The sequence below is a fragment of the Pseudoalteromonas sp. S2755 genome, assembly GCF_005886535.1.
Taxonomy (GTDB): Bacteria; Pseudomonadota; Gammaproteobacteria; order Enterobacterales; family Alteromonadaceae; genus Pseudoalteromonas.
This window is the reverse complement of record NZ_PNDS01000043.1, coordinates 1-13,671: the sequence shown is the minus strand read 5'-3', so window position 1 is coordinate 13,671 and position 13,671 is coordinate 1. Positions and strand designations below refer to the sequence as shown.

Annotated in this window: 14 protein-coding genes; 6 read left to right on the top strand and 8 right to left on the bottom strand. The window is 42.1% G+C overall.

Annotated features, from left to right (window positions below; all coding sequences use genetic code 11):
• Positions 1-5 precede the first annotated feature (5 nt).
• Positions 6-1,661 carry an Aq_1262 family (lipo)protein gene (locus tag CWC03_RS08640; protein WP_138581446.1) on the top strand — a complete coding sequence of 552 codons (1,656 nt, stop codon included), beginning with the start codon at positions 6-8 and terminating at the stop codon, positions 1,659-1,661.
• A gap of 34 nt (positions 1,662-1,695) precedes the next feature.
• Here the strand turns inward: CWC03_RS08640 and CWC03_RS08635 are convergent, their stop codons facing one another.
• Positions 1,696-4,578: an Ig-like domain-containing protein gene (locus CWC03_RS08635; RefSeq protein ID WP_138581444.1), complete on the bottom strand. Its 2,883-nt coding sequence runs from the start codon at positions 4,576-4,578 to the stop codon at positions 1,696-1,698.
• A gap of 457 nt (positions 4,579-5,035) precedes the next feature.
• Here CWC03_RS08635 and CWC03_RS08630 point away from each other — a divergent pair, with 457 nt between their 5' ends.
• Together CWC03_RS08630 and CWC03_RS08625 are read left to right on the top strand one after the other, a co-directional pair.
• Entirely contained in the window at positions 5,036-5,476 is a 441-nt protein-coding gene (locus tag CWC03_RS08630; RefSeq protein WP_138581443.1) for a hypothetical protein, read from the top strand.
• Positions 5,473-5,688 (top strand): hypothetical protein, encoded by a 216-nt coding sequence (locus tag CWC03_RS08625; protein WP_138581441.1) that lies wholly within the window; start codon positions 5,473-5,475, stop codon positions 5,686-5,688. Before CWC03_RS08630 ends, CWC03_RS08625 begins: the two co-directional genes overlap by 4 nt.
• 262 nt (positions 5,689-5,950) lie before the next feature.
• On the opposite strand, the gene CWC03_RS08620 is transcribed toward CWC03_RS08625, so the two are convergent.
• Genes CWC03_RS08620 through CWC03_RS08610 form a run of 3 tightly spaced genes read right to left on the bottom strand, consistent with a single transcriptional unit; the run spans position 5,951 to position 8,168 of the window.
• The gene (locus tag CWC03_RS08620; protein ID WP_138581439.1) at positions 5,951-6,283 is read right to left on the bottom strand and encodes a DUF3325 domain-containing protein; all 333 of its coding nucleotides are present in this window, start codon (positions 6,281-6,283) and stop codon (positions 5,951-5,953) included.
• Positions 6,283-7,866 (bottom strand): PepSY-associated TM helix domain-containing protein, encoded by a 1,584-nt coding sequence (locus CWC03_RS08615; protein ID WP_138581437.1) that lies wholly within the window; start codon positions 7,864-7,866, stop codon positions 6,283-6,285. The genes CWC03_RS08620 and CWC03_RS08615 overlap by 1 nt, the downstream gene beginning before the upstream one ends.
• A complete protein-coding gene (locus CWC03_RS08610; protein WP_138581435.1) occupies positions 7,863-8,168 on the bottom strand; it encodes a hypothetical protein in 306 nt (101 codons plus the stop codon). The genes CWC03_RS08615 and CWC03_RS08610 overlap by 4 nt, the downstream gene beginning before the upstream one ends.
• Before the next feature lie 191 nt (positions 8,169-8,359).
• Here CWC03_RS08610 and CWC03_RS08605 point away from each other — a divergent pair, with 191 nt between their 5' ends.
• Both CWC03_RS08605 and CWC03_RS08600 read left to right on the top strand, forming a co-directional pair.
• Positions 8,360-8,926 (top strand): uracil-DNA glycosylase family protein, encoded by a 567-nt coding sequence (locus CWC03_RS08605; RefSeq protein ID WP_138581433.1) that lies wholly within the window; start codon positions 8,360-8,362, stop codon positions 8,924-8,926.
• Between the two features lie 199 nt (positions 8,927-9,125).
• Positions 9,126-9,482: a hypothetical protein gene (locus CWC03_RS08600; RefSeq protein WP_138581431.1), complete on the top strand. Its 357-nt coding sequence runs from the start codon at positions 9,126-9,128 to the stop codon at positions 9,480-9,482.
• Between the two features lie 51 nt (positions 9,483-9,533).
• Here the strand turns inward: CWC03_RS08600 and CWC03_RS08595 are convergent, their stop codons facing one another.
• The gene (locus tag CWC03_RS08595; protein ID WP_249313981.1) at positions 9,534-9,755 is read right to left on the bottom strand and encodes a hypothetical protein; all 222 of its coding nucleotides are present in this window, start codon (positions 9,753-9,755) and stop codon (positions 9,534-9,536) included.
• 610 nt (positions 9,756-10,365) lie between these two features.
• On the opposite strand from CWC03_RS08595, the gene CWC03_RS08585 reads away from it, so the two are divergent.
• On the top strand, positions 10,366-10,785 hold the full coding sequence (locus CWC03_RS08585; RefSeq protein WP_138581429.1) for a DoxX family protein: 420 nt from the start codon (positions 10,366-10,368) through the stop codon (positions 10,783-10,785).
• 51 nt (positions 10,786-10,836) lie between these two features.
• Here CWC03_RS08585 and CWC03_RS08580 read toward each other — a convergent pair whose 3' ends face one another.
• From CWC03_RS08580 to CWC03_RS08570, 3 genes are all read right to left on the bottom strand, one after another.
• Positions 10,837-11,562, bottom strand: a complete 726-nt coding sequence (locus tag CWC03_RS08580) for an ABC transporter permease (protein ID WP_138581428.1) — start codon at positions 11,560-11,562, stop codon at positions 10,837-10,839.
• Positions 11,563-11,564: 2 nt separating this feature from the next.
• On the bottom strand, positions 11,565-12,452 hold the full coding sequence (locus tag CWC03_RS08575) for an ABC transporter ATP-binding protein (RefSeq protein ID WP_138581426.1): 888 nt from the start codon (positions 12,450-12,452) through the stop codon (positions 11,565-11,567).
• Positions 12,453-12,599: 147 nt separating this feature from the next.
• Positions 12,600-13,109 carry a DUF2141 domain-containing protein gene (locus CWC03_RS08570; RefSeq protein WP_010376030.1) on the bottom strand — a complete coding sequence of 170 codons (510 nt, stop codon included), beginning with the start codon at positions 13,107-13,109 and terminating at the stop codon, positions 12,600-12,602.
• Between the last annotated feature and the right edge of the window lie 562 nt (positions 13,110-13,671).

The following is a 13,671-nucleotide window of genomic DNA, read 5'->3' as shown; positions in this document are numbered from 1 at the left end:
TAAAAATGAAATACGTTAGCCTAACCCTAGTGGCGTTAACGAGCGCAGTGTTACTTGGTTGTAATGATGAACAGCCCCAAGAGCTAACCAACATCGCACTTTTGTCGGCGCAGACTGCAGCACCTTACCAACAAGGTGATGATATTCCTGCGACTGCATTTATGCAGCACAATGAAGTCTATAACCCTGAATCGGTGATCCCGCCTCAGTGTTACACCAAAACGGATGGTGTAAATAACCCTTGCTACGCTTGCCATCAATCATACGATGAAAAAAACCGACCAAACATGATGCGCGATGCCAATTTACAAGGTGCCTATGAGTTTTCCGACCTTGGATTTAAAAACCACTGGAAAAATTTGTTTAAAGATCGTTCAGAACTTATCAAAGGTATCTCAGATCAAGATATTACTAACTGGGTCAACCAAGATAATTACACTCCTTTCATCGAAAAACTGAAAAATAACCCTGACTGGAAAGGTGAGATCACCCCGCTTAACAACTTGGCATATCCTGAAAAAGCATTCGATGAGCTGGGTATAGCAAAAGACGGCAGTGGCTGGGTGGCATTCAATTATAAGCCTTTTCCTAGTACTTTCTGGCCAACTAATGGCTCTACAGGAGATGTCATGATCCGCCTTGCTGACGCCTTTAGAGAAAAAGGTGAAACGTATAATCAAGACGTCTATCTTGCTAACTTAAGTCTGGTTGAAATGGCTGTAAAGGGGCTTGACGAAATATCAACACCAGTGATTTCTGAATCGCGAGTTGGCGTAGATTTAAATGGTGATGGCAAGCTCACGCAGATCACTAGCATGCTGCGCGGTGAACGTTACCTTGGTGATGCCAATACTATCGAGCTTGCTCATCAGTTATATCCACAAGACACTGAGTTTTTACATACCGTTCGGTATATTGGGGTGGATGATAATGGTCAAGTATTTAATGCGCCAAGAATGAAAGAAGTGCGCTACATGAAGAAGCACAACTTTAAATCCAAGCAATCACTCGGGGCAGCTTACTACAGAGAAGCGAAAGAAAAGGCATTCGAAAATTACCCTCAAACGCTTTATTTGGGCGACCAAGGGATCAATAACAACTTCGGTTGGACGATTAACGGTTATATTGAAGACAAAAATGGTGCACTTCGTCCGCAACATGAACAAGAGCTTGCTTTTTGTAATGGCTGTCACAAAACCATTGGCTCAACCTATGACCAAACCTTCTCGTTTGCACGAAAAGTTGAAGGCAAACTGGGTTGGGGTTATATCAATTTAAAAGAGATGCAAGACGTGCCTAACAAAGGCGAAGAGCAGGGCGAATTCTTGACTTATATGATGCGTGTTGGCGGGGGGGATGAGTTTAGGCAAAACCAAGAGATGCTAATGCGCTGGTTTAACGAAGATGGCACGGTAAACAGCAAAAAAGTGCAGTCTGCGAAAAACCTTTATGAACTGATCACGCCATCAAAACCACGCGCGCTGGCATTGAACAAGGCCTACTTGACCATTGTCAAAGAGCAAAGCTACCTGTTCGGTCGTGACGCCACCATAGTAAAGGCACGCAATGTGCTTGAACAAGTCGATGACTCTCAACAGCCTCTAGAGCCAAAGCACCGATATGTATGGGATATGCAATTGGATTGGAATAAAGCCGAGTAAAATGGTAGGAGCTCAATGAGCTCCTACCATAGAGTTAACCTTTTTTAAAGGTTAACAGACGCTTTGGGGATCTCAGGACGAAGGTCCCTAGGAGTAAAATAAGTAAAAGCATATTCATGTTGCCAGAGCTTTTCTCTGGTGATGTTTTTGGCTGATTTTTCACACTGATTTCAACCATCTTAGTTTCTGAGTTCGCGAAACCATCAGATACAAAGTACTCAAAGTGGAAATTTTGTGGTGTACTTTCATTCGCTGTAAATTTTACAACCCCTGTTTGGCTATCAAGAATGAAATTTGCAAGCTTATTTGGGTTACTCACAGTGTAAATAAGTAGGTCTGAGTCAGCATCGTTACCATCAAGTTTAATTGTTGTCAGCTCATTTCGTACAGCATCAAACGCCAAGTTCTCGGCGGTTGGTGTGCTGTTGGTGAGTTTAATCGATACAATACCAGTTTCAGAATCCACATAACCATCATTTACTTTGTATTGTATATGGACGTCACCGCAACAAGATGTGGGTGTAAATAGTAAAATCCCGGCTTCTCTATCAAGCCATGTGAGCCCTTCGATATTTTCTTTATTTAGCAAGGAATAGCTTAAAGATGTTGAATCGTTGTCTTCTGCAGTTAATGTAATCTTTAAGGGCTTATTCCAGTGAGTAGTCACTTCAATATTGTTTATTTGTGGTTGGGCATTGTAGACTTCAATGTTGATGTCTCCTTTTGCGACTTCCCACTCTCCTTGCGTTGCACTATATTCTAAGTATTCATGGCCAAGAGACTGTGGCTGATATAAAAAGCGCTGACTAGGTGCAGGATCTATTGAGCTTAGCTCCCCATGACGGGTGAAATTTGTGAAAGCGTAGGAGGTATTTCCATGTTTTTCTGGTAGCGTAATAGATAATTGCTCACTAATATGAACTCTATAGTCGAGTGGTGGTATTACTTCCTGATTTGGCTGGCCTTTTGCGATTTCAAACACTTGGGGAGCGGATCCAGATGTCACCAAAAACTTACTATCGTTCACTACCGAAGTATTAACATAGCCGTTATTGGCAACCCCATTGATTTCCCAATCTATTTGCTGAGAAAATGTATCAAGCTGGCCGAACTTTGTACTGCAAGAATAGATCAGTGAATGTGGGCCACTTTGGTGTAACCCGACCGGCACATCACCTTCACACACTTTTGTGATTGGAAGTGGAGTTTCGCTTGTATTGATCACAAGAATGGCACCATCCTTCGTTAAGGCATAAATGCCTATTTCTTCATGGTATGCTGCAGATGCTATGTCGACATATGACCCGTCACCAATTTGCTGAAATTCTGAATTAAACTGGTAGTACCATGTAGAGTCCTGCACTTGAACATATAACCCATGCAATAGATGGCTCTCTATCGTTCTTGCGTAGACAAGCTTTTTAAGTGGTTCGACATGAAACTCTAGAGGGAGAGTAGCACTATCTAGACTTTTTTCATTGGCTTCTTCTTGAGTGGTAACAATGAAGCGATGAGGATATTTGTCAAGTAGCAGATACGTATAGAAGAGTTTATCTAGCTTTCCATCGTTGTTGAAGTCATCAGCAAATTCAAACTTTTTGCTTGTGAGGTACTCAGCAAATTCAGAATCATACGTATACGTTGAGAGTGTATCGCTGTTTTGTAAGCTGATTTTGGTTCTCATGTTCTTGGTGTGAATTCCCCCGCTCATTGCACTTTCAAAAAGCGCTTTGGAGTGGCAAGATAATTGCACTTGATCGTTGTTGACATCCTCAACCATATTCTGCTGAGAATGCATACAGCGAACATCATATTCTGGTAGCATGGCTTGCTGTGAAGCGACATGAGTATCAAAAATAATGTTTTGACTGTTAAATTCAGTAGTATAAATCAAATCTACTTTACCATCGAAAGTGATGTCTCCATAGTAGATTATAAAACGATGGAAATATGCAAGGTCATGATCGAAGCGATAGCATTTCGCTGCGGGAGCATATCTTTTTAAGTCTTTAACACAGTATCGGTATCGCTCAAACTGCCGTTCGAAGCCTCTTGTGTGCGATGACCAAGTTATCAACTTATCAGTTTCTGTTTGATTTATTGGATGGACTATTCGGTGCTCATCTGGCAGTCCGAAAATAGCTTCAACTCGTTGAGAAATACTATCAAAGATCTCAACTTGAGAATCAGCGTCATTTTGCATTAAGATTTCGTGAATACCGTCCTTATTTTCATCTAAAGTCTTTAAGAAGTTTTTGCCAGATAATACATTTGCATTGGTATTACCCACCACCGTTAACTGTTCCGCGATGAGCTCATAGATAGCTCCTGTGGACAGCAATATCTGTTTACGGTTCTCAGCAGTAAAGCTACCTGCGAGCATGCTACCACCAACATCAGATAGTTTTCGAACTTCGGTATTACTGTCGATGGATACTGCGTATATTGAACTTGCTGTTGTAATCAACACCTCGCTTTGTTTCCAAGGCGATTTTTGCAAAGAAACAATGGGAGATGTTGATATTTCAGTCGAATTAACAAGAGTTTTACTATTAGTATCAATAACTAATAATCGATTTTCTGCTGCCAAGACTAAAAACTGAGACGCAGTGTTATTTACAGTAACAAGTACATGTTTACTTGTAGCTGCACCAAGTAATATTCTTTGATTAACGATAAAACGATCATCTTTTTTGGCTAAGAAAGTCACATAATTAGAATTGTCGATTGTGTCGACTAATACTATTTCATGCTCTCCATTTGGTTTTTTCTCTGCGTGTAAAACTTTTTCAAATTGTCCAATTTCAGAGAGGTTGAAATAAGACTGTGGTAATTCTTTTTGAGCTTGAGCAAATGAAGCGGTAAGAAGAAGTGCTAGAGCAAAGCTATTACTTACTTTTAAATGTACACTCTGCATACATAATCCTTTTGTTTTATAAGAACTTTATATTTAAGGGGGTATCATGAGTTACTTACATTGTTTATTATCAGTAACTTAGTTTGGCTGTTTTTTATGAAAAACTTTTTGTCGAAAGAATATAGCATGAGTTATTGTTGGATAGCAGTAAGTAGTTAATTCTGGTTCATCTAATTATATCTCTGTGTAAGTCATGAAGAGTTGGGAGTGGTTGTTGATTGAAAAAGTTAGCTGTAATAGGCATTTTTATTAGCCTTTGCATTCTATTTTCTCTGAGCTTGTACGAAAATACTCATAAAATGTCCGTAAGTAACGATATTAATGCCGTTGAAAAACCTTCCATAATAGAAGCTTATGCGAGCAAGAAACTGTAAGTAATGAAGTCATAACCCAATCTTATCATTTAGATCGTGAGCACTTATTTCAAAATGCAAACAAAATAAGAATATGCAGAAGAGTGCCTAAAACGCAGAGTGAACTCGACACTTGGGCTGAACAAGCGCATGCTAATGATGGGTACTATGAAATCATAGATAGTATGCATAGAAAATTTAAAATGTGCTTAGGCATCGCAGATCGCGATGGCCCTTATGTTGACATGTTGATAGAAGCTGCTGAAAAGGGCTCAGATAAAGCCGTGTCTTTGCTTTGGCTACTGGACGACGTTGAGCTGGTTGATGAGCTGAAGTTAAAAGATGTCCCAAGAGATGAACAAGTTTCGCGTCGACAAGCATTTATCACGACTAAGTATCGCTTAGCGCACAAGGTCGCACTTCAAGGTGGTGAGAATTTGATGCTAAAGCTTAACTCTGGCTTTCAACACTTATATCCCCAAACTGGTGGGCAGGATTATGTTAAGTCTCTCGCTTTTGCTTACTATTTTGTAGAAGTGTGGTGAGTAACAGTGACGTATTTGGCAGAGTTGAGTGGACAATCAGAGATCTCGAGGGAAAAATGTCACCAGAAGAAATTATTCAAGCCAACGAACTGATCCGTGACTTTGTAGTGCAGCATAGGCGCTATCGACCTGAAGGTAAGATAAAACTTAAGCGCGGAGCAGAGCTGAGTTACTCTTCTCGCTTTCTGGATCAGAATTTTACTAACCAATAGTATTCTTTTGGCGCTTAGATCAGGATTTTACTAAGCTAGTCCGAAAACAAGACTACCAGATCATATTTTTACCAACTGATTAAGCTAATTGGGTTCATTAGATCACGATTTTACTAACCTAGCTTAGTTTGAGTTAGTAAATTTGCGGTGTATATCACCATTATTGCTGATATTTTATGCTAAATGATGTGGTTTCAAAGAGTTAACAAAGAAATGTTAGTAAAATTGTGATCTAAAAAAGGCGCCGTTAGTGGCGCCTTAGTTAAAATATGATCCAATACAGCGTACTGAGCAGCATAGCGATAATGACTAGGTAAAATAGTGATCTGAAATAACTAGGCTTAGTCGCAAAGATAGCGATAAGTAGTAATACTGCCATGGTCATATAACCAATAAACTCTAAGCTACCGTAGGTCCCTTGAGTTTTAAGAGCCAGTGCTAAGCTGCCGCCGAGGCAGAGCCAGCCGGCAATGGTTAATTGACTTGTTACGTTACCTTTTGGACGTGTGCCAAATACTTCTTTATAGTGATTGGGCTTTGCGACTGCAAAACCCATAAATGCTAGCAGGCAAAGTAAAAACGTTAGCCATTCCATTAGGCGTTTACCTCGCGTTTTGCTTGGCGACGTGGTGTCGCCGGCACTGCTTTGGTACTGCCGAGCTTTTTGGCTTGAACCAAGAAGCCGAATGCGATACCAATAGCCATTGCATCAAAACCAAATAATACCCACTGACCATTAATAAAATAGCCCACAAGGCTGCCATCAGTGGTTAACATGTTTACGACAGGCAGTAAGCCCCACACGATAGCATTGACTTTTGCAGATAGCAGCCACGCTAGCCTATCCGACTTAAATAGAGCTGCCAGAGTGAATACTCCCCACGTAACAAAGAATGCCAGAACTTCTTTGTCTGCACGCCCCGCTAATTCCATTGGAAGCAACCGATTTGCATAAAAGAACATCGCCGTTGCGGCAGGCAGACCCATAATGGTGCCTAAATTGAGCGACTCTACAAGCCTTAGGCCTATGCCTGGTTTATCATCATCTTTGAGCTTTTGGCGCAGTCTTTTTGCCCACATGACAGCTCCTGTTGCAATCATGGCACAACCTGCTAATCCCGCGACAAAGTACAACCAACGTAACAATGGCTCGGCTAAACGCCCAGTGTGTAGTGCTATCATTCCGCCGTAAAGATTTTCAGCGCCAGACAGTGTCACATTGTGTGTTTTTAACAACTCACCGGATACCGCGCTATACATCCAACTGGGCGGATCATCCTGCACAGCGCGTTGAGCATTGGCATAAAGCTTAATCGTTGCGCTTGTATCCCCTGGCGATGAGATCACAATACGGCGAAGCGGTGCGTCGCCAGAGTTAGTAAAATAATGATCTAATGCTGTATCTAATGCGATAGCCTTCAATGGCTGTCCTGTCTCAGGGATCGCAGCAAGAAATGGATAGCGTTCGGCTCTGAGTGTTTTTGTATCTTCAAAGCGCTGCTCGGCAGGTTGTGGCAACAACATAAAGATAAGCGTCACTAAGCCAGTATACGTGATCATAATATGAAACGGTAACGCCACCACGGAAGAGAGATTATGGGCGTCTAGCCAACTTCTTAGCCCTTTCCCGTTTCTAAATTGGAACAGATCTTTGAAAATGCGTTTATGGATCACCACGCCAGAGATAAGCGCAATCAGCATAAACAGAGTTGCAAAACAGACAATCCAACGCGCAGTGATCGCGTCCATGTAATGCAAGTCAAAATGTAGGCGGTAGAAAAAGTTACCACCTTTAGTCTCTCTAAACTCAGGAAGTGCCTCTAGCGTTACTGGGTCAAGATACTCAGAGTGACGTTTTCCACGTCTTTCCCCTTCGGCTGGCTTTTCGGAGTACATCAATAGCAGGCTTGGGCGGCGCTCCGTTGGCATTTCAATACGCCAAGACTCGGCGTTTGGTGCTATATCTTGAAACCGTTCAATACTCTTTTTGACGGTTTCATTTTGTTGAGCGCTATCGTAATGAGGTAGATGATGTGTTGCTGGTTGCGTCCACAGACTGATCTCATGTCTGAAAAAGCTCGCAGTACCGGCAAAAAAGATTAAAAACAGCAACCAACAAACGAGTAAACCAACCCAAGTGTGTAGCCAAGTCATACTGCGGAAAAATGACTCTCTCACAGGGAGCCTCCAAAATGCGTCAGTGCGCCATAGAGAATACAAAGTAGTCCGATCATGCCAAGAAAGACTTTTCTAAAAGAGCGGCATCCAAACACCCAAATAAAAACGATGGCGTAAAAGACGATGCCGGTTGTTAATGCATATAAAAGCGCATCTATGCGCGGAGTAGGTAAAGTTAAAGCCAACAAAGATGAAGCCAAAACGGTCACGTAATAGCCGCCGAAAATAGCGATGAAAAAGCGTGCTAGCACTTCAGCTCTGTACAAAATAGCCTTATTGTTTGTGTTATCCCGACTAGGCATAGCACCTCTTAAAAAGACAGAAAACGTAATAGGATATTATCCAATAATTTGCATCTAAATGATAGTGATTCGTACTTGTTTTAAGCTGAGAGGAGGCGTTTTAACGACTAAGTGCTTCGGTTCAATGGGGTTTTGAATGTGGCTATGCCATAATCACCCACGGTGCGATTGGGTAAAACAGGTAAGGGAAGATGGATATTTTTGGACGTGTTAGGCTGTGCAAGCTTTGCGATAAAATGCTTCCCATGGGGGCAAAACCTATCATCCAAGGCAGTTATAAAGCTAAAGTCTTAATTATAGGCCAAGCGCCGGGGTTAAAAGCACATCAAACCTGTCAGCCGTTTAATGACCCTAGTGGAGATAGATTGCGAGACTGGCTTGGTGTAAGTCGAGCGCAGTTTTATAACCCAGATCTATTTGCCATTATGCCAATGGCATTTTGTTACCCAGGTAAAGGGAAGTCTGGAGACTTACCACCGCCGAAAATTTGCGCGCCAACTTGGCATCACCAGGTGCTAGCTACGCTCAATCAGGTGTCGTTGACACTACTTATTGGGCAATATGCGCAAAAGTGCTACTTAACGCAATATTCATCGGTAACTGAGGTGGTTAAAAACGCTGACTTTTCCAGCCAAAGTCATCTACCATTACCGCACCCTAGTCCTCGAAATCAAATCTGGTTAAAAAAGCACGATTGGTTTGAAAAAGATAGAGTACCGCAGTTAAAGACAAGAGTTTCAGCTGCGTTATCATCTTGATAATGCGTTAATTAAATTTTCACTTAATGCTTTAGGCTTAGGTTTAAAATCAAAGGTAATCTGATAGGTTTAAAACTAAGGAATAAAGGTCATATCAGCCAATATTTATCACCATTTAGTTGCGTAATTACGAGTATTACCCCATACTCCACCCTGTTTACATAACAAACACTTTTTAACATTTTCAAAGGACTTGATAATGATATACAAAACTACCGGTTGGGCTGCTGTACTCCTTTCTCTTGTCGCATTCTATCCAAGTGTGCAACCTGGTGCGTTTTCCGTTATAGGCTTCTACTTATGCCTGTTCTCCCTCATTATCGCAGCATTTGCGAGCCATATGGATAAACCAATTTATTTTCGCAGCGTGATCACACTGTCTCTTGTTAACATCTTATTAGTGAATGATGGTACTCGTGCAAGCCTTTGGTTTAGCCAGAGCGACTGGGTTTATATCGGCTCTATGTACGGGATCTTTTTAGTCGTGGTGAGCATTTGTGGCTTTCTAGTGAGTCGAGACTTATTGATATCAACCTTAGAAGGTAAGGTTGAGTAAAAAATAAGTGCACAAGCAAAGCCCGTGCACTAGAACAGCGGTAAAGTACGCTTAATTTTTTGCCAGCGACTGGGTCACCGTTGTGGTCGAGCGACTAAGCAACTGGCTGAGTGCATTACTCTGGGTTGCCAAATATCCTTGTTGCGCTTGTGCCTCAGCGTCAACCAATAACGCAGCAAACGCCGCTGGTACGGCGAGAGCAACCAAGTAGGCCAAATATTCTTCGTCAGATACAAACTTTGCTTTTACTTCAACTTGGGTATGGTTTGACACCGCTTGTGCCAAACCTTCAATTGTAAATGCGTTATCGCCAGCCAGCTCACAGACTGAATTATCATGGCCTGAGCTACTTAATACGGTTGCAAGACAATTACATCAAGAATGTTTTAAGCTCTATGCAAGTCCTTAACTGATAACATTGCATGGTTTACCAAGCAAAGACACACAGTTAAATCAAGGGGATGACACAGTTTTATCGTGGCGGTGAAGCCGTAAACTTTACACCGACTCAAGTACATTGGTGCAATTCCCCCATGCTGTTAGAACAAATGACAGTCTCAGGTTAGGAGTTGCGCAGTTATTGCCTTCTACTGTGAAGCTAGAAGTTGAGCGTGGCGAGTTACAAATGATCTGTCCAGAGTTAAGTAGCGAGCAACTGGTGTTTTCTCTCATTTATCCATCGCGTAAACAAATTCCACCTAGGGCTCGAGCAGTTTTTGACTATCTATTGGAAGCGAATCTGTTTGGATAGCTTTAATTCTCTTGAATAGAATGATGTGTGATGTTTTTACTAATTTAATTATTTTAAAGCGAACGTATACTTTCTTCCAACGGCTCATCCCGAGAGCTAATCGAACACCGTCTATATATCGAGGAAAGTATCATGAACCTAATTAACATCATTAAACCGAACAGTACAATGACATCAGTGTTATCTTTATTTGGCCGAGTAGGGCTATCAGCCATTTTTATACTGGCGGCGATTAATAAAATCCAATACTTCGAAGGTAACGCTGCATACATGGCTTCAAGCGGATTACCAAGCGAGCTGCTGCCATTGGTTATAGCCTTTGAATTGATAGGAGGGCTGTTCATTCTAGCGGGTGCATTTACACAGCTGACAGCAATTGCATTTGCAGGGTTTAGTATTGCCAGTGCCTTGCTGTTTCACTTTGAACTGGCCGACCAAATACAATTCTTAATGTTTTTTAAAAATATTGCTATGGCTGGTGGCTTTCTCGCACTCGCCGCGTCAGGTGCTGGTAAATTCAGCATTGATAGTAAGCTAGTAGAGAGTAAATAATTACAAAATAAAAGCGCACAGGGTTGGGGCCGTGCGCTTTTGGTTGTCCTGTTAAGCCTTTTTAAATTTAATTTGCGCGACAAAAAATAATGCGAGCGTTTGTGTAAATAGGACGGTCACGTGGAGGTAAACAGGAAAACCCAAAGTTGCATCGATGGTCGAAAGCGCCAACTGGGAAATATGGAAAGTGGGCAACAGCCAAGCAAACCATTGCATTGCTTCAGGAAATAGCGCGATAGGCAGCCACAGACCTGAAAGCAGCGAAAGTGGTAGGTAAACTAAATTAACCACCGCAGGTGCCGCTTTTGCTGACACTGACAGCCCAACTAACAGCCCTAACATACACAAAGGCAAGGTGCCGAGCAGGGCAATTGCAACCACGAGTAACCATTGAGCTAAACTTAAAGACAAGCTGGAAAATAATGCCAGTAAGCTCATTAGGCAGGCTACGAGCAATGAAAACGCCGTCGCACTCACACATTTTGCGAGCAGATACTGATAGGGAGAAACGGGAGAGAGCTGCTTGAGTATCAGCCAACCATTTTGCTTTTCAAGGGCGACGTTAACGCCAAAGGAAAATAGCGCAGATCCTATCATGCCAAATATCAGATAATTGATATACATATAGTTATGGGAGTCATGATGACTGAACACCACGCCGAAGAAAAGATAAAACAAACAAGGAAATAGGGTGGCCGGGATCACAAAACCCTTACTTCTAAATGTGCTCAAAAGCTCAGTTTTGCTTTCAAGTATAAAGGATGCTGTGTTTATCATGGTTAAGCGCTCCTAGCATTCATTAGGGATAAATAAGCTTCTTCGAGGCTCATTGGGGCTACATATAAATTGCGGATAGAAAATTTCTCTAATAACTGCTGCAAAATATGGTTTGGCTCGTCCGTCAAGATAGTGAACTGATCGCCTTTAACATTCAGATCTATCATGGGAAGTGCGTTAACCAGTGCCGCAGCAGACTGGTCGCTGGTGAACTTGATTTGTGAGCGACGATAGGTGGTAGCAAGCTCAGGTATGTCATTAAGCTTGGTACATTTTCCTTCTTTTAAAACTAACAATTCATCCGCTAATGCTTCTGCCTCGTGAAGATAGTGTGTGGTAAGGAGTACCGTTTTATTTTGTTGTTTTAACGTGCGTACGGCCTGCCACAGTTGCTGTCTTGACTCTACATCCATACCCACACTAGGTTCATCCAAAAAAACAATGTCTGGATTGCCTGCTAGTGCAATCGCCATAAACAGTCGTTGCTTTTGGCCTCCAGATAATGTATCGAAAGTTTGTTCTAAAAATGGTGCTAATTGGCAGAGTGAAATTAACTTCTCCAATGGAATAGGGGCTTGATGGTAACTTGCAAATAACGCCAGAAACTCCTTCACCTTGGTTTGCAGAGGTAGTCCGCCTAACTGCATCATGGCACCCACGCGCCGACGACAAAAATCAGACTCAGGCTGATGACCAAGAACGGAAACTCGTCCTGATTTGGGTCTTAGTCTGCCAAGCATTATATTGATCAGGGTGGTTTTTCCAGCGCCATTTGGACCAAGAATGGAATAAACCTTACCCTGTTCAAGCGTAAGGTTTAGGTCTGCTAATATTGGCTTAGTATTGTTGTATGCAAAACTGATATTTGATAACTCAATGGCGTTGCTCACCGTCTTCGCTCCTACTGAACTGTACGATCTGCAGTATGCGCTGCTATAAGATGAAGCGTGAGTGAGGGTTGTCAGAAAATAAAATGACAAATGTCAGAACTTAAAAGATAACTCACAGGCATTGCAGCACCTGTGAGTATTCAAGTATTACAGCCCTGTCATTTTTGATAAATGTGTAGAGAGGGCAAGTTGGATCTTAGTGTCAGGGGCCTTTACAGTAAACAAAGCCTCTTCAAAATCGCCTTTTGAAAAGCTATCGTGAATGTTATTCGACAGCGCATAAGGCTCACTTGGCATGCCGGTAAATGGAAAAATCATCCGATCCATGCCGCCATCACCATCTTCGTCATGGATCACGTGGATCGCATACTGGCCTGCAGGCACGCCTTCAAAAGTGACCGTCGTGGTAGGAGTCTGCGGTGTGACAATCAGCTTGCGAAAAAAGTGAGCGTCTGGATCATTCACATTCTTATCGCTGTGGTAGTCAGCGCTGTTGTCAAATAACAGTACTAGCATTTGACCATCGGTATTAGTCACATCTGTGATTTCAACCGTAAGATTCGTTGGGGGACCTGCAACCGTATTTACGCTTACCGGACTTGTTGAACTACACGCCGCAAGAAGTGCCAGCGCAAACAATAAACTTAGGGACCTCATCCTTTGCTCCTATTAAGGGTTAAATTGTAGCTCCACAAGCTTGTCAGATAATTGTGTAAATACTGTTAAAAATTGTTAGATGCGAGCAATGTTAAAGGCTGTTCTGACCAGTACGACCACGCGTTGTAATAGATTGGAACAATCATTCGACGCAATAGAACGAAATAGCCAAATTTGACTAATTTTATTCTCGCGCAGGTTTGGTAGGCTAACTATTAAATAATTGCGCTGAACTGATTATTCCAAGTTCAGGTTAACCCGAGAGCTATTATGAAAATTATCCGAACTAACAAAGCACAGGCAACACAAGATGGTGCTGGCGTAAATATTAACCGTATCGCTGGATTTGACGGCAAGAGTTAGGGCCTGTTTATCTTTCAAGTTTGTTTTTGCAGCAGTTTGATTGGTATTTATACAAGGCAGAGCCGGCGTAGCATAGTTATTCTATGTGAGTCAGGCGATAACACAGTAGAAATGCCAATCAAGCGCTGCCCTTTGGGTTCACCTGAGTGCGCTTTGTTCATTGTTGCTCAACTTTTGCCTAGATTACTATGCGGCAAGG